The organism is Marinoscillum sp. HNIBRBA16962, assembly GCF_057801515.1.
This window is the reverse complement of sequence record NZ_CM173603.1, coordinates 2,271,906-2,295,945: the sequence shown is the minus strand read 5'-3', so window position 1 is coordinate 2,295,945 and position 24,040 is coordinate 2,271,906. Positions and strand designations below refer to the sequence as shown.

25 protein-coding genes are annotated in these 24,040 nt (G+C 43.8%); 16 read left to right on the top strand and 9 right to left on the bottom strand.

The window, feature by feature from the left end:
• Window position 1 precedes the first annotated feature (1 nt).
• On the top strand, window positions 2-643 hold the full coding sequence (locus AC3E9V_RS09875) for a GNAT family N-acetyltransferase (protein WP_488753025.1): 642 nt from the start codon (window positions 2-4) through the stop codon (window positions 641-643).
• Here AC3E9V_RS09875 and AC3E9V_RS09870 read toward each other — a convergent pair whose 3' ends face one another.
• A complete protein-coding gene (locus AC3E9V_RS09870) occupies window positions 644-2,680 on the bottom strand; it encodes a helix-turn-helix domain-containing protein (RefSeq protein WP_488753024.1) in 2,037 nt (678 codons plus the stop codon). It lies immediately after the preceding gene.
• Between the two features lie 228 nt (window positions 2,681-2,908).
• Here AC3E9V_RS09870 and AC3E9V_RS09865 point away from each other — a divergent pair, with 228 nt between their 5' ends.
• The 3 genes from AC3E9V_RS09865 to AC3E9V_RS09855 all read left to right on the top strand — a co-directional run bounded on the left by AC3E9V_RS09865 (window position 2,909) and on the right by AC3E9V_RS09855 (window position 5,757).
• Window positions 2,909-3,508, top strand: coding sequence for an ankyrin repeat domain-containing protein (locus AC3E9V_RS09865; protein WP_488753023.1), 600 nt, complete (start codon window positions 2,909-2,911; stop codon window positions 3,506-3,508).
• Window positions 3,509-3,529: 21 nt separating this feature from the next.
• A complete protein-coding gene (locus tag AC3E9V_RS09860) occupies window positions 3,530-4,576 on the top strand; it encodes an acyltransferase family protein (protein WP_488753022.1) in 1,047 nt (348 codons plus the stop codon).
• A gap of 266 nt (window positions 4,577-4,842) precedes the next feature.
• Window positions 4,843-5,757, top strand: coding sequence for a hypothetical protein (locus AC3E9V_RS09855; protein WP_488753021.1), 915 nt, complete (start codon window positions 4,843-4,845; stop codon window positions 5,755-5,757).
• Between the two features lie 37 nt (window positions 5,758-5,794).
• Here the strand turns inward: AC3E9V_RS09855 and AC3E9V_RS09850 are convergent, their stop codons facing one another.
• On the bottom strand, window positions 5,795-6,931 hold the full coding sequence (locus AC3E9V_RS09850; RefSeq protein WP_488753020.1) for a T9SS type A sorting domain-containing protein: 1,137 nt from the start codon (window positions 6,929-6,931) through the stop codon (window positions 5,795-5,797).
• Between the two features lie 252 nt (window positions 6,932-7,183).
• On the opposite strand from AC3E9V_RS09850, the gene AC3E9V_RS09845 reads away from it, so the two are divergent.
• The 4 genes from AC3E9V_RS09845 to AC3E9V_RS09830 all read left to right on the top strand — a co-directional run bounded on the left by AC3E9V_RS09845 (window position 7,184) and on the right by AC3E9V_RS09830 (window position 9,542).
• Window positions 7,184-8,104 (top strand): hypothetical protein, encoded by a 921-nt coding sequence (locus AC3E9V_RS09845; RefSeq protein WP_488753019.1) that lies wholly within the window; start codon window positions 7,184-7,186, stop codon window positions 8,102-8,104.
• A 137-nt stretch (window positions 8,105-8,241) separates the two neighbouring features.
• Window positions 8,242-8,580, top strand: coding sequence for an ArsR/SmtB family transcription factor (locus AC3E9V_RS09840; RefSeq protein ID WP_488753018.1), 339 nt, complete (start codon window positions 8,242-8,244; stop codon window positions 8,578-8,580).
• Window positions 8,573-9,028: an SRPBCC domain-containing protein gene (locus AC3E9V_RS09835; RefSeq protein ID WP_488753017.1), complete on the top strand. Its 456-nt coding sequence runs from the start codon at window positions 8,573-8,575 to the stop codon at window positions 9,026-9,028. Before AC3E9V_RS09840 ends, AC3E9V_RS09835 begins: the two co-directional genes overlap by 8 nt.
• A 109-nt stretch (window positions 9,029-9,137) precedes the next feature.
• Window positions 9,138-9,542 (top strand): hypothetical protein, encoded by a 405-nt coding sequence (locus tag AC3E9V_RS09830; RefSeq protein WP_488753016.1) that lies wholly within the window; start codon window positions 9,138-9,140, stop codon window positions 9,540-9,542.
• 69 nt (window positions 9,543-9,611) lie between these two features.
• Here AC3E9V_RS09830 and AC3E9V_RS09825 read toward each other — a convergent pair whose 3' ends face one another.
• The 5 genes from AC3E9V_RS09825 to AC3E9V_RS09805 all read right to left on the bottom strand — a co-directional run bounded on the left by AC3E9V_RS09825 (window position 9,612) and on the right by AC3E9V_RS09805 (window position 15,164).
• On the bottom strand, window positions 9,612-10,703 hold the full coding sequence (locus AC3E9V_RS09825) for an AI-2E family transporter (RefSeq protein WP_488753015.1): 1,092 nt from the start codon (window positions 10,701-10,703) through the stop codon (window positions 9,612-9,614).
• Window positions 10,704-10,777: 74 nt separating this feature from the next.
• Window positions 10,778-11,407, bottom strand: coding sequence for a hypothetical protein (locus AC3E9V_RS09820; RefSeq protein WP_488753014.1), 630 nt, complete (start codon window positions 11,405-11,407; stop codon window positions 10,778-10,780).
• A gap of 3 nt (window positions 11,408-11,410) precedes the next feature.
• Window positions 11,411-12,013 carry a hypothetical protein gene (locus AC3E9V_RS09815; protein WP_488753013.1) on the bottom strand — a complete coding sequence of 201 codons (603 nt, stop codon included), beginning with the start codon at window positions 12,011-12,013 and terminating at the stop codon, window positions 11,411-11,413.
• 260 nt (window positions 12,014-12,273) lie between these two features.
• Window positions 12,274-14,661 carry a heavy metal translocating P-type ATPase gene (locus AC3E9V_RS09810; protein ID WP_488753012.1) on the bottom strand — a complete coding sequence of 796 codons (2,388 nt, stop codon included), beginning with the start codon at window positions 14,659-14,661 and terminating at the stop codon, window positions 12,274-12,276.
• Complete coding sequence (locus tag AC3E9V_RS09805) at window positions 14,661-15,164, bottom strand: universal stress protein (protein ID WP_488753011.1); 504 nt, start codon at window positions 15,162-15,164, stop codon at window positions 14,661-14,663. Before AC3E9V_RS09805 ends, AC3E9V_RS09810 begins: the two co-directional genes overlap by 1 nt.
• Before the next feature lie 103 nt (window positions 15,165-15,267).
• Here AC3E9V_RS09805 and AC3E9V_RS09800 point away from each other — a divergent pair, with 103 nt between their 5' ends.
• The 4 genes from AC3E9V_RS09800 to AC3E9V_RS09785 all read left to right on the top strand — a co-directional run bounded on the left by AC3E9V_RS09800 (window position 15,268) and on the right by AC3E9V_RS09785 (window position 19,883).
• Window positions 15,268-16,575, top strand: coding sequence for a PAS domain-containing sensor histidine kinase (locus AC3E9V_RS09800; protein ID WP_488753010.1), 1,308 nt, complete (start codon window positions 15,268-15,270; stop codon window positions 16,573-16,575).
• Window positions 16,576-16,592: 17 nt separating this feature from the next.
• Window positions 16,593-17,636, top strand: a complete 1,044-nt coding sequence (locus tag AC3E9V_RS09795) for a response regulator (protein WP_488753009.1) — start codon at window positions 16,593-16,595, stop codon at window positions 17,634-17,636.
• A gap of 85 nt (window positions 17,637-17,721) precedes the next feature.
• Window positions 17,722-19,068, top strand: a complete 1,347-nt coding sequence (hemN, locus tag AC3E9V_RS09790; RefSeq protein ID WP_488753008.1) for an oxygen-independent coproporphyrinogen III oxidase — start codon at window positions 17,722-17,724, stop codon at window positions 19,066-19,068.
• Between the two features lie 212 nt (window positions 19,069-19,280).
• A complete protein-coding gene (locus AC3E9V_RS09785; RefSeq protein WP_488753007.1) occupies window positions 19,281-19,883 on the top strand; it encodes a hypothetical protein in 603 nt (200 codons plus the stop codon).
• Between the two features lie 628 nt (window positions 19,884-20,511).
• On the opposite strand, the gene AC3E9V_RS09780 is transcribed toward AC3E9V_RS09785, so the two are convergent.
• Together AC3E9V_RS09780 and AC3E9V_RS09775 are read right to left on the bottom strand one after the other, a co-directional pair.
• Window positions 20,512-21,762: a hypothetical protein gene (locus tag AC3E9V_RS09780; protein ID WP_488753006.1), complete on the bottom strand. Its 1,251-nt coding sequence runs from the start codon at window positions 21,760-21,762 to the stop codon at window positions 20,512-20,514.
• 147 nt (window positions 21,763-21,909) lie between these two features.
• Window positions 21,910-22,446, bottom strand: a complete 537-nt coding sequence (locus AC3E9V_RS09775) for a YceI family protein (RefSeq protein ID WP_488753005.1) — start codon at window positions 22,444-22,446, stop codon at window positions 21,910-21,912.
• Between the two features lie 232 nt (window positions 22,447-22,678).
• On the opposite strand from AC3E9V_RS09775, the gene AC3E9V_RS09770 reads away from it, so the two are divergent.
• The 4 genes from AC3E9V_RS09770 (at window position 22,679) to AC3E9V_RS09755 (ending at window position 23,946) form a co-directional block, all read left to right on the top strand.
• A complete protein-coding gene (locus tag AC3E9V_RS09770) occupies window positions 22,679-23,140 on the top strand; it encodes a VOC family protein (protein WP_488753004.1) in 462 nt (153 codons plus the stop codon).
• 209 nt (window positions 23,141-23,349) lie between these two features.
• Window positions 23,350-23,580, top strand: coding sequence for a DUF433 domain-containing protein (locus tag AC3E9V_RS09765; protein ID WP_488753003.1), 231 nt, complete (start codon window positions 23,350-23,352; stop codon window positions 23,578-23,580).
• Window positions 23,577-23,723 carry a DUF5615 family PIN-like protein gene (locus AC3E9V_RS09760; protein ID WP_488753002.1) on the top strand — a complete coding sequence of 49 codons (147 nt, stop codon included), beginning with the start codon at window positions 23,577-23,579 and terminating at the stop codon, window positions 23,721-23,723. The genes AC3E9V_RS09765 and AC3E9V_RS09760 overlap by 4 nt, the downstream gene beginning before the upstream one ends.
• Complete coding sequence (locus AC3E9V_RS09755) at window positions 23,701-23,946, top strand: DUF5615 family PIN-like protein (protein ID WP_488753659.1); 246 nt, start codon at window positions 23,701-23,703, stop codon at window positions 23,944-23,946. The genes AC3E9V_RS09760 and AC3E9V_RS09755 overlap by 23 nt, the downstream gene beginning before the upstream one ends.
• The last annotated feature ends 94 nt before the right edge of the window (window positions 23,947-24,040 follow it).

Below are 24,040 nucleotides of genomic sequence, written 5' to 3'. Positions count from 1 at the left end.
TATGGAAGAACTCCCTTACAAAAACATCTTTATGATGTGCGAATCCCTCAATCGAAAGGCACTAACTCCCCTACCTCATGGCTATCATGTACGAAGTTGCAGACGAGATGAGTTTAGTACCTGGAAAGCCATGCCTTTTGATGATGCAACTGAAGCAAAAACATTTGACAGCTTTATGGAAGACTTTTTTCAGGCCACTTATGGTGGAAAGGAAGATCAGTTCTTCGAGAACACCCTGTTTGTCTGCGATGAGCAGGACCAGCCGGTTGCAACCTGCCTGCTTTGGAAAGCTTACGATGCGTTCAACACCATACACTGGCTTAAGGTACTAAAGCCGTATGAGGGCAAAGGGATTGGGAAAGCTATTCTTTCGATCATTATGAAAGATCTGTCACACGATGACTATCCGATTTACCTACACACCCAACCTGAAAGTTTTAGGGCTATTGGACTGTATGCAGATTTTGGTTTCAAACTCCTTTCGGGTAAAAAGATCGGAATACGTGTGAACCATTTAGAGGAGTGCTTGCCTTATCTTAAACAACACATGGCAGAACATTTCAATAAACTGGAAATCATAGAGCCACCAGCCTCCTTTCTCAAAGCTTTGGAAAACGAGAATGAATCCAGCATTCAGTTCTAGTTAAAGCAACCGTTTCTCCTCCAGAGTGGCTCTGATTTCATTATGTTTCTCCCAAAATTTTTCCTCGATTTTATCCAGCAGTTTTTCAAATTTCGGATCACCGGCAAGATTATCAAAAGCCGGGTCTTTGTCCAGGAAAAGGATGAGCCAATACTGGTAGTTATCTTCCTCTGTAAATAATTCGATGTGGTGAAGAGCCTCCTGCTCATTCCCACTGTAAGCTTCATAAGCAGCTATGATCAGATGCTGGTAAATGGACTGGTTTTCATAAGCGAAAGCACGGTACTTTTCAATATACTCCTTCCCTTTTTTCGCATCTCCCATTTCCGAAAGCACTATTCCTATTTTCAGATCCTCGTGTGTGTAAATCTCCAACTGACGATCATCTCTCAACCGATTGAACTTCTTATAATAATGATACGCGGTTTCATAATCCCTCATATAAAAACTCACTTTGGCTACCTCCTGGATGATATCAATGCGAGTGGTATCTTTCTCAAGCTCCTCAATCAACAGCTCCCGTGTTTTCTTCATATCACCATCCCTTGCCAAAAGAATGAAGGCTTTAACATAACCGGAAAATGGATTATCCGGGAAATAGTCCATGGAGATGTTGATATTCTTAATAGCTTCATCCACAAAGCCTGTCTGGACCAATGCATTAGCGAGGTGCAGGTACAGATAGCTGGTCGTTGTAGAATCCTCTGCAGCTACCTTCAGCTTCATTCCTCTTAAGGCATATTCGAGATACTTAGACGTATTAGGGATATAGGTTGTATATAGGTCAGAGAGCGTATTGATCACCCACGCAGAATTTGGGTTGTACTCCAGGGCTTTTTCCAAATAAGGAACAGCCTCCTCGTACTCCTCTATCTGCATAAAATAAAAGGCCTTGGACATCAGGGTCTGCGGCGCCTGGGGTTCGTAAAGCAGGGCCTTATCCGAATGATTATTCAGCTCATCTATATACTGCTTCTCAGCCTGAAAAAGATCCAGGTAATAATAGGCAATGGCCAGGTAGGCATGGGCTAATCCAAACTCAGGGTCTATCTCAATGGCTTCTTTTAGATATGGAACAGACCGCTGAAGGTTATCCCCCTCCTCTCCTCGATTTACCAGGTCCTGCCCTTTCAAAAAAACGTCGTAAGCCTGGAGGTTTTCCGTAGGTATTTTTTCTATACGTTCTTTCTCCTCAGGAGTAACGATCACTTCCACCTCCTCTACAATGTTCTGAGCTATTTCCTGCTGCAGTTTGAAAATATCACTGGCTTCCCTGCTATACTGCCGGGCCCAAAGGTGCCGGTCATCAGCGCCTATGAGCTGAATGTTGAGCAGGATCTGATTACCGATCTTTTGGCCGCTTCCTTCCACAAAATAGCTTACACCCAGTTCTTTTGATATCTCCGGGATGGATTTATTCGCATAACGGTACTTTTCTACAGTTGTGCGACTGATCACTCGGAGGTCTTTGATCTTTTGGAGGTTATTGAGCGTAGACTCCATCAGGCCGTTGATCAGGTAAATGTTTGTAGAATCGTTACTATCGTTTTTGAAAGGAAGGACGGCTATGGATTTTTCCAACTGCTCTTCCTTTTCTGATGGTTTTAAAAACACATATCCCAGTATTATCATAGCAATGATTCCAGCCACCATTCCAATAATCAGATTTCTGCCTTTTCCAGCTTGCTGCGGCATATGGTCCTCTGCTAAAGGTGGCTTGCGCTTCCCGACCTCACCGGGAGAATAGCCATAATACTCCCGGAAGCATTTGATAAAATAGGAAGTGCTGCCAAACCCTACTTTGTAAGAAACCTCAGAGACATTAAGGGAGGTTTGCCGGAGCATATCCATCGCCTTTTTTAGTCGGACCTGGCGAATAAACTGGCTTGCTGAAAGTTTAGTGAGCTTTTTAACTTTTCGCAGCAAATTGGACCGGCTCATGTTTACAGCCTCAGCCAGCTCAGAAACACCAAAGCTTTCCTCAGCAATGTGCTCTTCGATGACCTTTTCCAGATTTTTAAGAAATTCTTCCTGCATCAGGATTGTGAAAGTGTAATGTCTGTCAGTACAAAAGAGCCGAATATTCCTTTAAGGAACAACTCGTCTTGTTTGCCCGTTTGCGTCATAATTTATATTAAATCCGCATAATTTCTATGCCTTCCGCAAACTTGATGTTTTTGGATGCAAACCTGATACATGCCGCATAGCTTCTATCCCGAGCTTTACACCAACAAAATAAAATCGAAATTTTAAATCATTCAAACCATGACAACTCCAATCATTTATTCCATTAATGCAGTAACAAAATTCGCATTAAGCCTGATCCTGATCACAACAATGGCGTGCTCTAATCAGGCACAGGAACAAGACAAACCAGCTACAAATACAGAATCAGCAGATAAGGTAAAGCCTCCAAAGACTGACCTGCACACTGCAGTGATAACCGGGAACCTGGATGCTGTAAAACAACACATTGCTGCAGGTTCTAACATAGACGAAAAAGATCCTTTTGGCGGATCAAGTCCCCTTATCACGGCAGCACTCTTTGGCAGAAAAGAGGTAGCCAGGGCGCTCATAGAGGGTGGTGCAGATATCGATTTCAAAAATAACGAAGGATCTACTGCCCTACACACAGCCGCATTCTTCTGCCGGGAAGGTGTTGTGCAACTCCTGCTGGAAAATGATGCTGATAAATCCATTACCAATAAGTATGGCTCCACAGCATTGGCATCTGTATCCGGACCTTATAGTGAAGTAAAGGGCATTTATGAGATGATGGGAGCGCAACTCGCACCCATGGGACTAACGCTGGATCATGCGAGGATCGAGAAAATGCGGCCTGAAATTGCCAGGCAATTAAAATAATCAACTGGAAAAAGCTTAGAAATGACTCCTTTAGAAAGAAGATATGATATTGATTGGCTCAGAGTGATCGCCATAGGACTGCTTTTGATCTATCACATTGCGATCGGTTTCCAGCCCTGGGGTACCATGATCGGGTTTATTACCACCGATCAGCCCCTGGAGGGTCTGTGGACCCCAATGACTGTGCTCAATGTCTGGCGTATCCCCTTCCTGTTCTTTGTGTCAGGAATGGGGGTGTCCTTTGCTATCCGAAAAAGGAACTGGAAACAACTCCTCCTGGAACGATCCAGGAGGATCTTCATCCCTTTCGCTTTCGGATTTCTTACTATTGTCCCCCTACACTTACTCATCTGGCAAAAACATTACGGAATAAGTCCATATTATTATCCTAATGTAGGACACCTCTGGTTTTTAGGAAACATCTTTGTCTATGTCATTGCCCTCTCACCGCTTTTCTTCTACCTGAAAAATCATAAAGATAGCCTGGTGAACCAATGGATGAACAAGCTCTTTAGTAGTCCGCTAAGTTTACTGGTAGTCACTGCTTTCTTTGTACTGGAAGTACTGATCCTCAAACCTCAGATCTTCGAACTCTATGCCATGACCTGGCATGGGTTTTTCCTGGGGTTGGTGGCTTTTTTCTTTGGTTTTTGTTGTGTCCACAGTGGTGTGGGCTTCTGGGAAATGCTGCTGAAATGGCGATGGGTACTCTTAGCCATTGCGGTGGCCCTGTACGGTATCCGGCTGGCCATTTTTCAGCTAAAACCACCGGGATACCTGATAGCAATTGAATCGAGTTTCTGGATCTTTGCGGTATTGGCTTTTGGACATAAATACCTCAACCGGCCCAGCAAAACATTAAGCTATCTGAGCCAGGGCGCTTATCCCATTTACATCATTCATATGATTTTTTTGTACCTCGGGTCCATGTTTATCTTTAGATTAGAAATTGCCGGCATCTACCAGTTGCTCTTGCTCATTGCCTTTACATTTCTGGGATGCTTCACGATGTATGATCTTTTGATCAGGCGGGTAAAGGTGTTAAGGCCTTTGTTTGGGTTGAAATGATAAAGACCTCAAATCTTTCAAAAGGCTTTTCAAGAAAATCCATCTTCTCCCGGAATTGAGAGAAGATGGATTTTTAATTGATATCTGCTCAGCATGAATGCGCATAAGCCAAAGGGTGTAGCTAATTCTACACGAACTGTTTTATCAACATAGAATTTCGTGAGGACACGAAATTGGGCGTTTATTATTAAATGGTAAGACTAAGGTAAATATTGCAATTACCCCATAACCTCTGTATATTAACTTGTAAACCACCTAACCTCACAATGAAAAAGCTGCTTACACCCCTTTTACTTACTGTGCTTCTCGCTTGTGGAACCAACAAAACTGAAACGCAAGAGCCCATCGGACCTGAAACGTTCGAGGCAGAAAACTGGGAGCTTATCCTCCCAGATACCAAATCAAAAGGAGTGCTCATCCTGGTAGGTGGTGGAGCGGACAGAATAAAGCAGGAGTTTGATATTGAGGGGATAGCTGAGGAAAATGGAATTGCCCTTCTGCTACTAAAATTTAATGAACTGATCCTGGAACTGGATGAGAAAGAAAACATCACCAACAACATCCTGGCAGCACTTGACTCAGCAGACCTGAAAACCGATAATGTGTTTTTTGGTGGGTTTTCGATCGGTGGTAACATGGCTTTGCTGGTCAGTGACTATATGATCCGAAACAATATTTCTGTGCAACCGAAAGGCATTTTTGTGGTAGATGCTCCGGTAGACCTGTACGGTGTTTACCAATATGCGCTCTACACCAGCGAGCAGGATGTAGATGAGGCTTCATTAGACGAGGCAAACTTCCTTATTAATCTATTTGAAGATACTTTTGGTAAAGGAGACTCCAGTATGATCAACTTTGAAAACAATTCTCCCTACATCACCCAAACCAACACCACCAAAAACCTGCAAAGCCTCAAAAACACAAAACTTCGCTTCTATACCGAACCTGATACTACCTGGTGGCAGGAAAACTTAAACACCCCTTTCGAATACACCAATGCCTACCGGATCAAATTACTTTCTGATCAGCTGGTCAAGGAGTTTGGCTCGGAGAAAGTCCAATACATCGCCACCAACAATCGTGGATATCGTGCTAATGGCGATAGACATCCTCACTCCTGGTCTATAGTAGATAAGGGAGAGTTGGTGAAGTGGATTTTGGAAGGAAATTCGAGTGAATAGGCAATAAACCGGAACAGACAACAAAGAAAAGAAAAAACTACTCCACGACCATTTTCATGCCAGCAACATACTCTCCTGCACGCATAGTATAAACGTAGAGGCCTTTAGGCAGGTCGTTGAAATCATGGGATACCGTATAAGAACCGGGTACAAACTGCTCATCTACCATCACTGAAACTTCACTCCCCAGCATATCATATACCTTGATAGAAACATGTGAATTGACTGGAATGCTGAATGAAATGGATGCATTTCCGGTAACCGGGTTAGGATAATTCTGAGAGAGAAAATAGCCATTTACCTCATTGGGATCACCCACACTCAGCGGTGCGTCAGCATCATACTCTAACAACGAGAGCATTTTTTCTCCATAACGCTTACCCAGCTCCCTGTAACCGGCAGCATTAAAATGCACCTTATCCTCTTTTGCCGTACATTCACTCGACGAAATAATGTGCGAATTGGGGAGCGCCTCAGGCAGTGCACCTATGATGGCATTCATGCTGGCGATAGTGCCACCCTGATCTTCATGTACCAACTCACCAGCCAACAGAGGCACTTCTGCAGGGTTCAGCTCCAGGTCTGTCATCAGGTCATCATAGATCTTTTTAACCTTCGCAGGCCACTGACTATCTCCGGCATTCGATTCCCCCTGATGCAGCAGGATCCCTTTTATAACACCATCTTTTTGAGCCGACTTAGCTAAATCCACCAGGTAAGCATACGGGTTGCCTTCGTATGTGCTGATAATGTCCTGGAACCAATCTTCCGTATAAGTGTCCGTGTAATCCTGATAAATATCCTTATCGAAAAGCTCAATTCTGCATCCACCTACGGAAACATTGATCACTCCGACCTTAACGTGGGAAGGAAGGTTTTCCACCAGTGTCCGTCCAAAATAATCCGCCGGAGAAAGACCATTCCAGCACCGACAAAGCGGCGGAATGGCTGGATACCAACTCCCCTTAGCTCTATCGATATTGGAGCACTCCACGGCCTGCATTACCTGAAAACGGCTATCCACAGTCTTATCCTGGTTCTCGATCGCTCCCTGCCCCTCCATATTGGACTGGCCAAAGCACAGGAAAATAAAAAAATTGGGATCTTGTGCACTACCAGTTAGCGAACAAAAGGACAGCCCCATAAACAAAGTGATTTTAAGCAGTATTTTCATAAATTTTAAATCGCTACAAACGATGGTTCATTAAAAATAGCAGAGCGTGATGTCAGCAGCCAAACAGGAAGACCCCTATTTGTGTATATATAACATTCAATACCTCAGGAATGTACATTTTAAGCATAAGGAGACTAATCGTACCCCTTTACTTAGTTCATTTTAAGTAGGAATGACTAAAGTCATACAGTTGAACATGGTTTTCCCGGTTTTAAGTATGAAATTCATATAAACATTCCTTCTCCTGATGTCATGGACGAAAAGCTCATAGAATGGCTGCTTCAGGGTGATGTTTCTATCCAATACCAGGTTTATCGGGACTTACTTGGAGAAGATCATTCGGACCTTCATAAGAGCATTGCCTTAGAAGGTTGGGGGGCCATGTTTTTAGCAAAACGAAACCCTAATGGACACTGGGGGCAAAAGTTCTACCAACCAAAATGGACCTCTACTCATTATACGCTACTCGATTTAAGAAATTTATGCATCCAACCTGATCATCCTTTGATCCGAGAAACCATAATTATGCTCCTGGAGCAGGAAAAAGGAGAAGATGGAGGTATGAATCCTTCTGAAAACATCAAAGCCAGTGATGTATGCATCAATGGTATGTTTTTAAACTACGGCTCTTATTTTCAATCATCAGAACATGAGCTAAAATCGATTGTAGATTTTACCCTTTCACAGCATATGAAAGACGGAGGCTTTAATTGCCGGTCTAACAGATCAGGAGCCATTCATAGTTCGCTACACACCACACTATCAGTTCTGGAAGGGATCACCGAATACCAACGAAACGGTTACACATATAAACTGGACGAGTTGGAAAAAGCGCAGAAAAGAAGCATTGAATTCATTTTACAACACCAGTTATTCCTTTCTGACAGAACAGGAGAAATTATCAATAAAGACTTTCTTAAGCTGGTGTATCCTCCTCGCTGGAAATATGATATTCTCCGGGCCATGGACTATTTCCAATATGCAGGGATATCATGGGACGAACGGATGCGTCCGGCCCTCGAAGTATTGATGAAAAAGAGAAATAAGAAAGGCACCTGGAATGTACAGGCAAAACACCCAGGTCAGATTCATTTTGAAATGGAAAAAGCAGGAAAGCCTAGCAGGTGGAATACGCTAAGAGCCCTACGTGTGACCAGACATTTTGCAGTTTAACACGGAAAATCAACAATTACCTAAACATAGTCAGACTTGAAATTCAATAAAACTACTTCATCTTACTCGCTTTCTAATTAAAAATTTGTGTAACCGAATAGTTACATATATATTTGTAACCAATCAGTTACATAATTATGAGACGAAATGTATTTCAGGCCATAGCAGACCCGGTAAGAAGAGACATAATCGAACTGTTGTCAAGTGAACCCCTGACTGTGAACACTGTGGCTGAAAAGTTTGACGTAAGTCGTCCAGCCATTTCCAAACATCTAAAAATCCTGCTGGAATGCGGACTGGTAGAAACCAGCCAACGTGGCAGAGAACGATTTTACCGCATTCAACCAAAAAGCTTGATTCCTGCATTTCTGTGGATAGATAAATACCGCGACCTGTGGGAAGACAAACTGGACAGTTTTGAGAATTATCTAAACGAACTGCAATCAAAAACTAAAAACACAAATAAAGATGAGTGATCTGAAAAACCGAACCCTAACCCTTGAAAGAACCTTCAATGCCCCGATCAAGCTGGTCTGGGAGGCCTGGACACAACCAGAGCATATCGCTCAGTGGTGGGGGCCAAAAGGAATAGAAACCAAAGTGCTGGAACATGACTTTCGTGAAGGCGGCAACTGGAAATATGTTATGGCCATGCCGGATGGCAGTGAATTTATTGCTGACGGAGTGTACTCAGAAATCGTAGCCTTTGAAAAGATCATCTCTTCAGCAAACTTCAAACCCATGACTGAAGGTGTTGAGATCCAGGCCCACTTCCAGGCAGAGGGCGACAAAACCCATTTTACTTTTAATGTAGTCCACCCTACCGAAGAATACTGCAGACAGCAGGAAGAAATGGGATTCTACAATGGATGGGGATCGGTATTTGAGCGGCTGAATGAATTTCTTCAAGAGGAGAAAGGTTAAGCGGAAAAACTTCCCTGGTTGATCCTTTCGTTTTTATGTATGAAACTTGTTATTGATACTCTAAAATAACCACACCCTGCCTATCTTCGTTGTTTGAAAAAGCAATGCTATGGAAGTCAGGATCAAGCGAGAAAAAGAATGGTACAACAAGAACTTTGAATACGAGATCCTCTTTGGAGAAGACGAAAGGATCGAGCTATCCACCGGGCAGGAAAAGGTAGTTACGCTCGATGTACCGATCACCATTCAGGCAAAACTGTGGTGGTGTGGATCTCGGAAAATTGAAATCACTGAAAAGGATCCGGTCAAAGAAATTTCAGTGCAGGCCAACCGTAGCATTCATGCGCTGCCCATATTTATTTTACCAGCTTTATTTTTGATTTGCATGGTGGTAAACTCTATGTATCCCGGGTTAACAGAATACGTTATCGGCTCACTGATCATAGCAATGGTACTATGCCTGGGGTTGCTCACTGTCTGGAGAAAAAAGTGGTTGACCGTCAGGTTATCCTGATTTGATGGACACTGAAACAGCCTGGAAACCCATAACAAATAGAGAGTCTTCCAGGTGATTGATTCTCGACTATTTTTTAGCCTTTCTGAAAAGTTTTTTAAGAAGACCTCCTTTTTCCTTGTGACCCGCATCAGCAAGCAGAAGTGCCACAGGTTTTAATTCATCATAGCTCTCAAAGACCACCTTTAGAATGGCCGCTGTTGGTAAGGCAAGGATCATCCCCGGGAGCCCCCATAGCAGCCCTCCCGCAATCAAAGCCACAATAGCAGCCAATGCATTGAGGTTAAGGTTACCCCCTACAATTTTTGGACTGAGGAAGTTGCCTTCCACAGTCTGTATAAACCAAAAGGTCAACACCACAGCCACCGCATACCAATAGCTGTCCATCGTCATCAAGGCATATAATGCAGGTATAAATCCACCCAGTGTCGTACCCACATAAGGAATAATGGCCAGGATAGCCGCCAAAAAACCAAAGAAAATAGCATAATCCAACCCAATGATCGCTAAGCCAATGCTGTTAAGAATTGCCAGGATCAGAATAAGCAATGCCATACCCGTAAGATACTGTTGTCCTACCTGCTGTACGGACTTCAGCATAGTGAAAAACTCTTTCCGCTTTTCTCCGGGTACAAACTGTGTAGCCGCATTTGTCAGGTTTTTATGATACAGAAGGATCAAAAAAGTATACAGGATGGTGAGTAAAAGATATGAGAGGGTGGTGCCAGTAGTACTGATAGTATCAGAAACGATAAATAAGCCACTATCCGTGAAAAACCGGGCGATACTCTCTTGCAAAGATTCCGCAGAAACTCCGGAGATAAAGGGCACCTTCTCATTCATAAATACAATCACCTTCTCCAAAAGGACACTGAGTTTGGTCTGAAAGCTCTCGTATTCCTCCACAATGCTCACCAGCTTAGCTGAAACGAAAAAGATAACCGCTGAGATGACAACGGTGATCCCAATCATCGTAAAGAGAATGGACCATACCAGTCCTGTCCCCTTTTGAGTAAGCCATTTGACCAGGGGGTACAATACCAGGGAAAAAAGTAAGCCGAAAGCAAGTGGAATAAGAAGCCCTTTAGCCACCCAGCAGATAAATACAATAATAGCCGCTAAAGCAAATGCAAAAAACTGTCGTTGGAAGGAAATGGTCATCGTTCGTAATTTTCAATGAAGCTAATGGAAACACAAAAAGCGAACAACGAACTGCCTCTATTTTTTCACTAAGTTTACATAGAAAACGAAACTTCCAGGGTCCGGATCTCCTTCATCACCTTTTTAAGGGCCTCTTCACAATGTTCTGTTGTAGTGACCCTGCCCTTGACGATACTGTTCATCAGCGAATAGATCTCCACCTCATAGTCCTTTTTTGTACCTTCAGACAGGATAAGTGCTTTCTTCACTATGTACATTGCCCTCCTTAGAGGATGCCTCACCCCGCCTTCGCCATCATCAGGCTGCTCCAGATTCTCGTAAGCATGTTCTACCTGCAGAAAAGACAAAGCCAACAACGTTTTCACATAAACTTCATTGATCTCGTCGGAGGTCACCTTTCCTTTTTCCATGGCTAGCCGGGTACTTTCCAGCTGTGGCAGTATAAATAATAACAACTCCTTACCCTGTTGGCTGTCCGTTTTCCCCATGAGCCACCGCACATGGACTATTGCTGATTCCAGCTCAGCTATGCTTCGCCCGGGCTCCTCTGTTTGCCAGTAAAGCTTTGAGTTGAACAGGTAGATCACAGGGGTCATAGCCCGGTCTGTAAGTTCCACCGGCATGACCTTTCGCTCCAGCCACCTGATGGCGAAAAAGAGATTAATGATTAAGAGAACAATGGTCAGGTATGTAAGCTCGCGCACAGGTTATTGACCTTCACCTCCTTTATCTGTGAGGGGTTTATAAGGCTCCACCTGATCCAGCGGGATAAGATGAACATGATCATCAATGGCGAGGAGTCGCTTGTCGATGTGCTTTAAAAACTTTCTGAGACCCGTTTCCAAAACCAATATCTGACCATCATAGGAGTACATGCCTGATTCATTCACAAGATCCTTCTTATTTCGTTCCAGGTCACGCCAGGTACCACAGCTCTCCTTCAGAAAGGAAATGAATTGTTTGATACTATACTCATCCTCAAACTTTTGAATATCCTTCACAGTGTGTTTATACTCCCGGTGACTCACATCCATTTCCAGCGTAGGATCCAACAGGATATCCAGAATAAGGGAATCATAATGGTGGACTAATTCCAAAATACCAGTGGTAGTATTTCTAAATTCCGGACTGGTACAAAAGTGCTCCAGCCCCTGATAAGCTTTCAGTTCTCCGGAGACCTTGAGCCATTCGCTGGTAAGAAAATCAAACTCTTCTTCAATGTTGTAATGGGCGTATTCCTGGCCCATTATGGGTTGCGCAGAGAAAAAGAAAGCGGTGATCCAGATGATTGGTCTCAGGGATTTTTTCATTGTTAATATAGTGTTTTACAACATCAAAGTTACCCCGTGATATTGCCTGCAGTTCTCATGAAAATCCGGTAAAAATCAATCGATAAAAAGCTATAGATCGGCCATCCGTATAAATGCTTAGGGATAGTCGGCGCGGCGGTAGTCAGTGGGCAGTGGCAGTAAGCAGTAATCGATGTGGACACACAAAGTAGTCGGTGGCCAGTGAGTGATGAATCACACTGCTCAACTTCGCAACTCGCAACCCGCAACCCGCAAGGCTGCTACTTCTTTAGCCATATATTCCCCATGATATTGACTGTAAGTGTAATAAACCCAACGACCGTAACGGAGCTGACCGGCATGAGAACTGCCGATATAACCGGGGTGAGATTACCGCTCACAGCAAACGACAGGCCTATCACATTATAAGCAAACGACAGCATAAAAGCCACGATCACTACACGGATCACTCCTTTTGCAAATCGAAAGATTCTGGGAATCCGAATCAATGCTTCCGCCTCAATCATCGCATCGCAGGCTGGTGAAAACTGGTGGATATCCTCACATACCGCAAAACCAACATCTGCAGATTTTAAAGCACCGGCATCATTGAGCCCATCACCGATCATAAGTGACCTTCCCTTTATCCTCCTTACATATTCCAGCTTTTGAGCCGGGCGTTGCTGAAAGGAGAGCCTGTCAAAATAAGGACTGAGACGGGTAGCCTCAGACTCATTGTCTCCGGAAAGCAAATGCAAAGAATGCGTCTGTCTAAGCTCTTGCAACATCTCAAAAATACCCTCGCGGTAATCGGAGCTGACTGCAAAGTATCCTCTATAATCATCATCCACCATCACATGAACCTGAGATTCATGCAGCTGGGATTTTGCGTTGATCCCCAAAAAGTTAGCTGATCCTACCTTCAAAACTGATCCAGCCACATTGGCCTGGATGCCCCGGCCGATCACCTCATCAAAATCAGTAACCGGAAGTTTTTCTACTTTATCACCGAGATAAGTCGCCACCAGCTTACTAAGGGGATGTGCAGAATTACCTGCCACCGTTCTTACCTTAGACTTTTCCTCTTTGGTCAATGACACACCATGATACCTGATTTTCATAGGATCATTCCTGGTTAGCGTACCGGTCTTATCGAAGATGATCTCTTTGATCTTTGCTATGGACTCTATGATATTGGCATTCTTCAAATAAACACCCCGGCTACCCAGTACACGCATCGAGTGTCCAAAGGCAAACGGAAGAGTAAGGGCCAGAGCACATGGGCAAGCGATGATTAGCACCGCAGTGACGGAATTCCAAACCTTCGCAGCGTCAGCTATCCCCCAATAGACTGCCGTACCCAGAGCCAGTAAAATAATCGTTATCGTAAAGTACTTACTGACACGGTCAATCAGGGCATCGTATTTATTGTTATCCTTGGCAAAGAACTGACTATTCCACAGTTGAGTAAGCTCACTGTTGTTTACTCCTTTGCTTAGCCTGATCATTAGCTCTCCTCCTATTTGGCGTCCACCGGCAAATACCTGCTCACCTGCTTTCCGGATCACGGGGTCAGCCTCCCCCGTTACAAAGCTGTAATCTATGCTACCGGCACCCTCCACAATGATCCCATCTGCAGGAATCAGCTCCTGATTATGGATCAGTATTTCATCACCCTTTTTCAACTCCTTGAGCAAAACGGATTGCTCAGTACCGTCCACCAGACGAGAGACCGAAATGGGAAAATACGAGGTGTAATCACGATCAAAAGACAAAGCCTGATAGGTCTTTCCCTGGTACCACTTACCTACCAGCAGAAAAAAGATCAGTCCCGTCAGCGAATCCACATATCCAGGTCCGGTTTGTGTAAGTATTTCAGCCACACTCCTGGTAAAGAGTGTGAGAATACCCAGTGAAATAGGTACATCAATGTTCAGGTACCGATGGGAGATTCCCTTCCAGGAACTTATAAAGTAATCTCTGGCTGCATAAAAAACCACCGGCAGAGCCAGAGCAAGGTTAATCCACCCAAAAAGGGATCTGAAAGGACCTTCAAGTTGATATCCCACGTCCAGGTATTCCGGCAAGCTGATCAGCATGCTGTTACCAAAACAAAAGCCCGTCACAGCTATTTTAATTCCTATGGAGTTATTCGACAAGCCCTTCCCGGACTTATCCATACTATCGAGATTGATCGTAGGCGGATAACCCAGCTTAGAGAGCAATACCGCAAGCTCTTTAAGGGAAACCTCACGGTGATCATAAGTGATCGTTACCTCCTTACGGATAAAATTCACCTCGGCTTTCAGAATACGCTCATCAATCTTTGGTAAATGCTCCAATAAATAAATACATGAGCTGCAGTGGATACCCGAGATGTAAAATCGCACCAGCGACTTAGCTTCGTCCTGGTACCGGATCAGCACCTTACTGACTTCATCCAGCTCCAAAAAGCTAAACTTCCGCTCAGCAGCCAGCTGATCTTCTATTTTGCCAGCCTTAAGGTCCTGATTTTCATAGTATTGGTGGAGATCACTTGACTCGATGAGCTCATAGACTGCCTTACAGCCATAGCAACAGAATGTCTTGTCATCGAAGTGGATTTCTTCATCCACACAGTCATCCCCGCAGTGGCAGCAGCTAACCTGCTCTTTCAGGAGTACTTCCATTAAGCAGGGACGTTTTGAGTTTCGATCTTATTAGGAACGATCAGTACCGGTGCAGACGCTTTTTCAATGATACTTGCTACGTGGCTGCCCGGATGGTTATCCAGTCCATTGCTATTCACCCCCATCACGATCAAATCAAAACCTTTCTCTGCAAGGAAGCCCAATATTTCGGATTCTACTGGTCCGGCGAGAATTACAGAAACCACTTTTGCTTTGGTCTTTTTCTCAAGATCTGCACAAAATTCCTCCATTTGTTTCTTTATGGACTCTATAGCCATTAGGTCCCTGTCATTCAAATCCCCTTTTTTATGGTCAAATTTTGCTGAATAAGGAAAGACATGGAGCAGAGTAATGTTTGACCGGTCATCCTGGGCCAGGTCCATGCCAATCTGTACAGCCCGCCAGGCAGCTCCTGAAAAATCGGTCGGGATCAATATGTTTTGAAATAGCGACATGTTTAGCATAGTATTCAAAGCAAAAGTATAAAGGTACCTACCAGCCATATCTGACAACAGTCAAGTTTAAAAATGAAATAAATCAGTCTGTCATTCTATGTTATCAATTCCCTTTATTAGGTTTAAACCCATAAAGTAGACTATAAGCAACATGACCATCTCTAATGATTACCTGACCTCCACGGAAGGTCTGGAGCTATTGAACAAAATTTTCCTGAGTGCCGGTGAAGGGATCATTATTGTAGACGGACACGGTAAAATCAAACTTGTCAATAAGCGTGCGGAAGAGATCTTTAACTACGAGCAGAACGAACTGACAGGGAAAGTCATTGAAGACCTCGTACCCCGGAAGTATCGTGGAAAACATGTGGAACACCGGCAGAAATATGTCAAAAAACCGGTTTCCAGACCTATGGGGATTGGCAGGCACCTTACAGGACTCAAAAAGGACGGCAGTGAATTTCCGGCGGAAGTCAGTCTGAGTTATGTGTCCCACAAAAAAGAGAATCTTGTAGTCGCTTTTATCACCGATATCACTAAGCGAAAGGAGCAGGAGGATGCCCTGACAGAAAGCCGGAAAAAACTTGAAGAATATGCCAGTGAGCTGGAATCAAAAGTAAAGGAGAGAACCCGGGAGCTGGAACACCTCAACCTGGGGCTTAAAAGCCAGATCCGTGAGCGAAAACTTGCAGAAGAGGCCCTGAAAGAAAGCCTTGAAGACCTGAAAAAAGCAGAACGCGAGATCAAGCATGCCCTGGAAAAAGAAAAAGAAGTCAATGAGATGAAATCAAGGTTCATTTCGATGGCCAGTCATGAGTTTCGTACCCCGCTCACCACCATCCTCTCCTCCGCAAACCTGATCAGCAAATATGATCAAACAGAACAGCAGCCAAACCGGGAAAAACACATTCACAGAATCAAAACTGCGGTACAAAACCTGACGAATATTCTCAATGACTTCCTTTCACTGGAGAAACTGGAAAGTGGTGCTATCCAACTGAAAATTGATCGTTTTGATCTGTGTGAATTGCTGGATGAAATCCGGGATGAATTTGATTCTACACTGAAGAAAGATCAGGTGTTGAGAATAGATATACCAAAAGATCTACCTTCCATTACATCAGACATTCACATTCTAAAAAACATAATCATCAACCTTACTTCAAACGCCATAAAATACTCCGATGAAGGCCAAACAATAGCTTTAATTGTAACCACAAAAGATCATATGATCTCCGTGGCCATAAAAGATGAAGGTATCGGTATCCCCAGAGAAGAACAAAAAAACCTTTTCCAACGTTTTTACCGGGCTGATAATGTGACAAACATCCAGGGAACGGGCCTTGGGCTCAACATTGTAAAAAGATACCTTGATCTCATTGACGGAAGTATTACTTTTACGAGTGTTGAAGGGAAGGGAAGTACATTTACAATATCGGTGCCTGTACATCACTCTTAAATTTCTTGAAATAACCTATGAAGAAGAAAATACTCGTAATAGAAGACCAGCAAGAAGTTCGTGAAAACATAGAAGAGCTTCTGGACCTGTCAAACTATCAGGTCATAACTGCAACTGACGGAAAAGAGGGAGTAAAAAAAGCTTTGGATGAAAAGCCAGACCTGATCCTGTGTGATATTATGATGCCGGAAATGGACGGTTATGAGGTGCTGTATCTGATCAGCAAAAATCCTGAAATCGCTTCTACGCCATTTATCTTCCTTACAGCTAAAGCTGAGAAAATGGATTTCAGAAAAGGCATGAATATGGGTGCGGATGATTACATCACCAAGCCATTTGAAGAAATGGAGCTACTGGGAGCTATAGAGCGAAGATTGATGAAGTATGATCGCTTATCTTCCCACGAATCGCTGCAGGAGTTTGTAGAGCGGGCTAAAAACTACAACGAGCTAAAGGACCTGGAAACCACTGGTAAAACCCGTAAATTCAAGAAAAAAGACATCATCTATCGGCAGGGTGATTTTGCTTCTTATGCCTATAAAATAAAATCCGGCAAAGTAAAAACTTTCCAGATAAACCCGGACGGCAAAGAGTTTATACATGACATACTTAAAGACGGGGATTTTCTAGGTGAAAATGCCCTGATCCAGGACACCGATCGCACGGAGTTTGCCCAGGCCCTGGAGGAAACGGAGCTTATACTGATCCCCCGGAAGGACTTCCAGGACCTTATATTCCAAAATCGTGAAGTCTCCGGTCAGTTTATCAAGTTACTCTCCAAGCACCTGATCGAGAAAGAAAACAACCTCATGGAGATGGCTTACGATACTGTAAGGAAACGTACAGCAGACTCCCTGATGAAGCTTTACAATACTTATAAAAATGAATCAGGCTCACCGCAATTTGAAGTAACAAGGGCAGACCTGGCCAGCATGGTAGGCACAGCTACCGAATCAGTAATTCGTATTTTATCCGAATTCAAAAAGGACGGCTATATCAAAATTGAGGGCAGCACGATACACATTGTAGCGCCTGATAAGCTTACTTCCATCAGGTTTTAAAGGAATCGAATTACCTGAGATAATGCAGTTTTCACTTTGACTTATCTCATAAGCCCTAAACTCCATATATGGCTTCTTTGCCTTTATGGATAGACTGATCAGAAAGTACAGCACGGCAGGGCCGAGGTATACTTCCTACCCTACTGTCCCCCACTGGGATAACTGTAATCACAATGAAGGTACCTGGAAAAAAACCCTCATCAATGGATTTTGGCAAAGCGGCAAAGAATTAAGTCTCTACATTCATCTCCCCTTTTGTGAGCGCCTGTGTACATACTGTGGCTGTACCACGCGAATAACTAAAAACCACGCGGTGGAAGAAAAATACATCCGGTACATTCTGAAAGAATGGAATATGTACCTGGATACATTACCCGCTAAGCCGATCATTAAGGAAATCCACCTTGGCGGAGGCACTCCTACATTTTTCTCTCCCGCAAACCTGGACCACCTGATTAAAGGAATTACCACAGGAGCTACTGTCGCTGATGACCATGAGTTTGGTTTTGAAGGCCATCCCGGCAATACAATGGAAGAACACCTGAAAACCTTGTCAAACCTTGGCTTTACACGGATAAGCCTGGGCATCCAGGACTTTGACCCGGAGGTACAGAAAGCCATCAACAGGGAGCAGACGGCAGACGATGTGAAAAGAGTGACAGCTCTCGCTGAAAAATATGGATTCACAAGCATAAACTTTGACCTGATCTACGGGCTGCCAAAACAGACAAGTGCATCCGTTTGGGATACCATTATAAAAACGATCAGTATCAGGCCAACCAGGATTGCCTTTTATGGTTATGCGCATGTACCCTGGATGAAGAAGGCACAAAAGGCTTTCGAAAACTTTCTGCCAACAACTGAGCAACGGCTGAAAATATATACCCTGGGGAAAAAACTGCTTACCTCAAACGGTTACTATGACATAGGTATGGATCATTTTTCGCTACCGGATGACCCGCTCTATGAGGCTTACCAAAATGGTACCCTTCACCGAAACTTTATGGGCTACACCACCCAGAAAAGCAACCTCTTGATCGGGCTTGGTATGAGCTCCATCAGCGACAGCTGGGCTGCCTTCAGTCAAAACGAAAAGCTGCTCACCAAATACTATGAGCGACTGGACAATGATGAGCTGCCTATCCTGCGTGGACATCAGCTCACCCCAGAGGACCTGATTATCAGAAGACACATCCTCAACCTTATGTGTCAATATGAAACCTCCTGGAGTGATGAGGAATTTCTTACCACAGGTGCAGGATTTAATATAGACCTTCTCGAAGAGCTGACCTCAGACAACCTAATCACCTGGACCGGAGACGGACTCAAGGTTACCGACCTGGGAAAACCCTTTATCAGAAATATATGTATGGCGCTTGACAGTCGGCTTTGGAAAGCTAAATCAAAGTCCCGGTTTAGTCAAACGCTTTAACACCCTGATGACAGATTGTTATTTCCTTGAACCCGAAAGTCATGCCATGACTATTTGATTTTGAATTGGTTACGAAGATTGGGAATATGAGTCATGGCATGACTATCTCGATGATTTCAGACAGTAAGAAGGATCATCTGCGGATTTTAGGTATTTCTTCTCCCCTTTACTCCAATATACCTATCTTTTGGTCCAAATTTTGAAGGTGGTAAATGGTGAAACAGCTTCTATCAATACTTCTGCTACTATCAGGTTTTCTGGCAAACAGTCAAAACAATCGGCACCAGGTGGAGATCGTTTCCAGCCGGTTTAATATCGATGGAAAAACCAATGTCAGCTCCTTCGAGTGTGGGTTGTTTCAAAAGGTGTCTGAAGGAATGCTGGAGGTATCCAGCGACTGGAACAACTTCCGGTTGAGTTTTGAAGGCCTGAAACTCCGGTACACAGCAGACCGGTTTGACTGTGGCTTAGAGCCTATGAACAAGGATCTGAGGGAGCTTCTTAAAACCGACTCATATCCCTACTTGTATCTGGAGATTCACAGTATCGCCATTGCCCCGGGCAACAACAGGATCGAGCGACTCAATGTGGCTGCAGAAGTATCCATCACCCTATCCGATGTGACCCGGATGTATCACATTACAGATGGTATCGTTATCAACCGGTCTGAAGAAGACCTGACCTTTTTGGGAAAGAAAACCCTCAAACTCACAGACTTTAACATAGAACCTCCCACTAAATTTTTCGGGCTGGTACAGGTAACCAATGAGCTAAAAGTGGACTTTGAGATCAATATGCATGTGGAGACATATTGACACGGACCTGTGACTTTAACCTCTGACAATAACGATAAACTCTGACTCTAACCTGCCATTTGAATTTGGCAAAGGGCTGGTTTAACCCGGCGATACCAGAACTCCCCCCAACCTGCGACCCAAGGCGGAATATCACATGTCTGGGAGCCACAGACCTTGGGCCAGGCCTGTGGAAATCATGATTTTTCACCTAAAAAAATTTTGCAATGTGCCGGTTTACGCCACAGAAATGAAAGTAAAAAAGCTCTGCGCGAAGCTCCAAAGTTTTTGGGAAGGACGCAGAAGTTCTGCATGGCGCTCCAAGAGTTTTGGGGAGTGCGCGGAAGTTCGGCGGAGAGCCCCAAAGGTTTTGGGAAGGGTGCAGAAGTTCTGCACGAGCTCCAAAGGTTTTGGAAGGGACGCGGAAGTTCTGCACTGAGCTCCAAAGTTTTTGGGGAGGACGCGGAAGTTCTGTATGGGCTCCAAGGGTTTTGGGGAGTGCGCGGAAGTTCGCTGTGATTCCGACTTTATGGTATGTAAAAAGATTCCTGGATGAGGCCAACAAAAAAAGCTCCGGAACCCCGAAGCTTTATAAAGAGAAGCCACCCCTCGAGGGGCAGCCTCTCAACACTAACTAAACAGGCACCCTCTAAAATCCAATGGTTGCCTCGATTACTATTCCGTCAAACTCTGCTCCCTGGAAACCTGATCCATCCCAGCCATCAGTATATGATTGCTTCACATATTCCAGTTTAGTGAGAACATTCTTGGTAAGGAACCATCCTCCGCCCACATTTACACGGTTGATCTTTTGAGTATCAACACCATCAACTGGTTCTCCACTTACGGTATTGTATCTTCCACCAATGAATATGTTTTCCGCTGCACCGAATCGATAAAGGGCTTCTGCTCCCACTTGAGTAAACGCACCCCCTACTTCATCGTCACCATTGCTGGATACTTCATATACACCAAAGAACTCAAGGCCTTTAAATTTCACAAAAGGGTTTACCTGAAATGCTGTATGGTATGCAAAACCAGGGCTGAATCGGCCTGTTCTGAAGTTACTGCTATTATCAGTAAGCACATGGTAGTATCTTGCACCAGCCCGGTCTCCTGCGTACAGGTTATCTCTGGTGTTTTTATCATTACTGAGGTACCATGATCCAGTCAAACGCACTCTTAAATCATCACTCAACTGGTTATCGTATCCAAGTTTTCCAAAGAAGACAAACCCATCGTCAGTGTTTTCCAAAACCTTCTGGTTCAGCCGGCCATTGGTTAAACCAACCACACCAAGGAATCCGGAAGACTGAACGGTAACTTCAGCAAATGGCTCTGTAGAGAATGCATCCATGATGTAGTTTCCTACAAACGGATTATAAATAGCTCTGGCGTTATCTGACCGACGGAAATGAGCATCACCGTAATTAAACTCATCCATACCAACTCTGATAGTAGCCACGTTCATAAAGCCGCTCAGAAACCCAGGCTGAATAAAGTCCAGCTTATCTATTTGGATGTAACCTCCCTTCACATAAGCTTCAGTGTGGTGTCTGGAAGAAAGATACGTTCTCAGGTGCATTCTCAAACCATCAGCTAACTGAACATCAAGGTTAAGGTTTGCTGTTGGTAAGTTGAAGTTATTATCCAGTTTCAAAGAATCAACGCCACCATCATTTGTTTGGCTTAGCCCTTGAAATTGCAGAGCAAAGTCTCCTCCTATTCGGACCTTTACTCCGGTAAATTCCACATCATTTTCTTTGCTGGTTTCGAATACGTTCAGTCCGTCCTGATCATTGGATCTGAAGTATTGTAACTCTGGTTGCTGGGCGTATATAGCCATTGCTGCAAACAGCGCAACAAATGCAAACAGGGGTTTTAAAATTCTGGTTTTCATGATTTAAAAGTTTATTTAGTGTTGGAAAATTTTATTAGAAATTAATTATTGCTAGTGTTAAGTTGCAGAATTAAACTACATTAAAACGTGTCGCAAATAGTTGATTGTCAGTTCGTTGTTTCTATTGATTATTTGTGCCATTAGGCACTAGTTGGATAAAAGGATGCTGTATTTTACAGTCACCTGGTCTCCGGTAGAAATTGAGCCAAACATGGCCGTAGGGGGATCTATTCCATATTCTGTCATTTTCAAGATGACTTCCCCTTCTATTTTAATGCTACCGGGTTTTCTTTCTACTACTTTGGCATCCACAGGAAGCGTCTTGGTTTCACCAGCCAGTGAAAGGTTGCCCTGCCCCTGAACCTTTTGGTCGTCAATAGTCAGTTCATCAGCGCTGAAGGTGATCAATGGGTGCTCTCCGGATTCGAGTGCATCATAGGTTTTACTATCCATGATGGATTTTCCACTCTTAATTGACTCTGCCTCTACTTTCACTTTCAGGTTTCTGATGATGTTGTCATCTACAAGTATTCCATTGATGGAAAAGTCTTTCACATCAGACTCCCAGTCATGTAGCGAAGAAGTACCAAAGATCTGCATTGAGCTTTGATCTGGTCGTAAGCTGATCTCTGTTTGCCCTGCAAATAGAAATGTGCTTAAGAGGATTAAAATTGTCGTTTTCATAATTTGCTTAGTCAGTTGTTTTGAGTGCTATACTAGCTGTTTCAAGCGCTAAATTAGAGGGATGTGGCACGGTGAAATATGACATTTAGCAGCATACGGATGTGAACTAAATCAAGGGGTTTTCTGATAAATGTTGGTCTGAATGCTGATAAAAGAGGAGTCAAATGTCATTAATGCCATTTAAACCGGATTTGGGAGGTATATTAAGGGTAATTCCAAACATATTAAAGTCATGAATAAAAACCTGAACCTCATCTTTTGGATAATCTTTCTCCCGGTAATAGGGTTATCCCAGGAAAATTATCAGCCAAAAACCAAAGTGGATCACGTGGCTATCGTGGTAAGTGACCTTGAAAAGAGTGCTGCTTTTTATAGCCAGATCTTAGGTCTTAAAGAGATCATCAACCAAACACAAAATCCGGACATCCGATGGTTTGCTTTCGCAGGAGGAACAGAGCTCCACCTCATCAAAAGAAGCAAGGAAGGTATACAGGTAAAAAAAGACCTGCACCTGGCACTGGCCATAGATGACCTGAACGCATTTATGAAACTGCTGGATGAAAAGGATGTATACTATGAAAACTGGCCTGGTGACGCTGGCACCTCAAGCGCCCGACCCGATGGAGTAAACCAGATATACCTGCAGGATCCGGATGGTTACTGGATCGAGGTAAATGATGCGGATAGGTTCTGATCACTTTAACCCTGGATCTTGCTGCCTGTTTTTTGACCAAATCCTTAAGATCATGCTCGGTTCCCAGCCCGACTTTTCTTTGGTTTTTGAAAGATCACCAATAAGTAGATCCACCTTTGCACAAGCTAGTAACAATGTCTTTCTACCGGGATTTTAATGCCTTCATTAGCTTTGCATACATTTTTTTATTTCTGATAATTGATGAGGAAATGAAAGCATTTAAACGCATTACGCTAAACCCGGAGGTGATGGGTGGTAAGCCCTGCATCAGAGGCTTGAGAGTCATTGTAGGAACTGTGGTAGGCTTATTGGCTTCCGGCTATTCCTCCAGTGAGATTTTAAAGATGTATCCCTACCTCCAGGCTGAGGATCTGCAAGAAGCACTGGCATACGCAGCATGGCGGTCTGAGGAGATCGATGTGCCTCTGCCGCCTGTATGAAAATCCTGATCGATATGAATCTGTCCCCGGATTGGGTCAGGGAATTCCAACAAGGGGATATAGAAGCCACACATTGGTCCACAATTGGTCCCTCCGATGCTCCGGATTCTGATTTGATGAATTGGGCAAAGAAAGCAACATGAGCATATTGTATTCACTCATGACCTGGATTTTGGCACAATACTGGCACTTACTGGAGCAGAAAAACCGAGTGTGGTACAAGTCCGTACGCAGGATGTCTCCGTAAAAAACCTGAGCAAAACGGTATTAGCTACTATAAAAAAGTATAAGGATTATCTTGAGCAAGGGGCACTTATCGTACTAGACGAAAGCAAAGGGAGACTTAGGATACTCCCTTTGAGTTAACATATACTTGAGGAAGTTAAGCAACAACCTGTATATACAAAAAGGAGAATCAGAAGTTATCATATAGACTTCTCATCCCTGCGCTCCTCTGCTT

What these genes read in the sequence shown, in the direction of transcription:
- AC3E9V_RS09875 (WP_488753025.1), top strand. Translation starts at nt 2, where the DNA reads ATGGAAGAACTCCCTTACAAAAACATCTTTATGATGTGCGAATCCCTC.
- AC3E9V_RS09870 (WP_488753024.1), bottom strand. Translation starts at nt 2,680, where the DNA reads ATGCAGGAAGAATTTCTTAAAAATCTGGAAAAGGTCATCGAAGAGCAC.
- AC3E9V_RS09865 (WP_488753023.1), top strand. Translation starts at nt 2,909, where the DNA reads ATGACAACTCCAATCATTTATTCCATTAATGCAGTAACAAAATTCGCA.
- AC3E9V_RS09860 (WP_488753022.1), top strand. Translation starts at nt 3,530, where the DNA reads ATGACTCCTTTAGAAAGAAGATATGATATTGATTGGCTCAGAGTGATC.
- AC3E9V_RS09855 (WP_488753021.1), top strand. Translation starts at nt 4,843, where the DNA reads ATGAAAAAGCTGCTTACACCCCTTTTACTTACTGTGCTTCTCGCTTGT.
- AC3E9V_RS09850 (WP_488753020.1), bottom strand. Translation starts at nt 6,931, where the DNA reads ATGAAAATACTGCTTAAAATCACTTTGTTTATGGGGCTGTCCTTTTGT.
- AC3E9V_RS09845 (WP_488753019.1), top strand. Translation starts at nt 7,184, where the DNA reads ATGGACGAAAAGCTCATAGAATGGCTGCTTCAGGGTGATGTTTCTATC.
- AC3E9V_RS09840 (WP_488753018.1), top strand. Translation starts at nt 8,242, where the DNA reads ATGAGACGAAATGTATTTCAGGCCATAGCAGACCCGGTAAGAAGAGAC.
- AC3E9V_RS09835 (WP_488753017.1), top strand. Translation starts at nt 8,573, where the DNA reads ATGAGTGATCTGAAAAACCGAACCCTAACCCTTGAAAGAACCTTCAAT.
- AC3E9V_RS09830 (WP_488753016.1), top strand. Translation starts at nt 9,138, where the DNA reads ATGGAAGTCAGGATCAAGCGAGAAAAAGAATGGTACAACAAGAACTTT.
- AC3E9V_RS09825 (WP_488753015.1), bottom strand. Translation starts at nt 10,703, where the DNA reads ATGACCATTTCCTTCCAACGACAGTTTTTTGCATTTGCTTTAGCGGCT.
- AC3E9V_RS09815 (WP_488753013.1), bottom strand. Translation starts at nt 12,013, where the DNA reads ATGAAAAAATCCCTGAGACCAATCATCTGGATCACCGCTTTCTTTTTC.
- AC3E9V_RS09810 (WP_488753012.1), bottom strand. Translation starts at nt 14,661, where the DNA reads ATGGAAGTACTCCTGAAAGAGCAGGTTAGCTGCTGCCACTGCGGGGAT.
- AC3E9V_RS09805 (WP_488753011.1), bottom strand. Translation starts at nt 15,164, where the DNA reads ATGGCTGGTAGGTACCTTTATACTTTTGCTTTGAATACTATGCTAAAC.
- AC3E9V_RS09800 (WP_488753010.1), top strand. Translation starts at nt 15,268, where the DNA reads ATGACCATCTCTAATGATTACCTGACCTCCACGGAAGGTCTGGAGCTA.
- AC3E9V_RS09795 (WP_488753009.1), top strand. Translation starts at nt 16,593, where the DNA reads ATGAAGAAGAAAATACTCGTAATAGAAGACCAGCAAGAAGTTCGTGAA.
- hemN (WP_488753008.1), top strand. Translation starts at nt 17,722, where the DNA reads ATGGATAGACTGATCAGAAAGTACAGCACGGCAGGGCCGAGGTATACT.
- AC3E9V_RS09785 (WP_488753007.1), top strand. Translation starts at nt 19,281, where the DNA reads ATGGTGAAACAGCTTCTATCAATACTTCTGCTACTATCAGGTTTTCTG.
- AC3E9V_RS09780 (WP_488753006.1), bottom strand. Translation starts at nt 21,762, where the DNA reads ATGAAAACCAGAATTTTAAAACCCCTGTTTGCATTTGTTGCGCTGTTT.
- AC3E9V_RS09775 (WP_488753005.1), bottom strand. Translation starts at nt 22,446, where the DNA reads ATGAAAACGACAATTTTAATCCTCTTAAGCACATTTCTATTTGCAGGG.
- AC3E9V_RS09770 (WP_488753004.1), top strand. Translation starts at nt 22,679, where the DNA reads ATGAATAAAAACCTGAACCTCATCTTTTGGATAATCTTTCTCCCGGTA.
- AC3E9V_RS09765 (WP_488753003.1), top strand. Translation starts at nt 23,350, where the DNA reads ATGAAAGCATTTAAACGCATTACGCTAAACCCGGAGGTGATGGGTGGT.
- AC3E9V_RS09760 (WP_488753002.1), top strand. Translation starts at nt 23,577, where the DNA reads ATGAAAATCCTGATCGATATGAATCTGTCCCCGGATTGGGTCAGGGAA.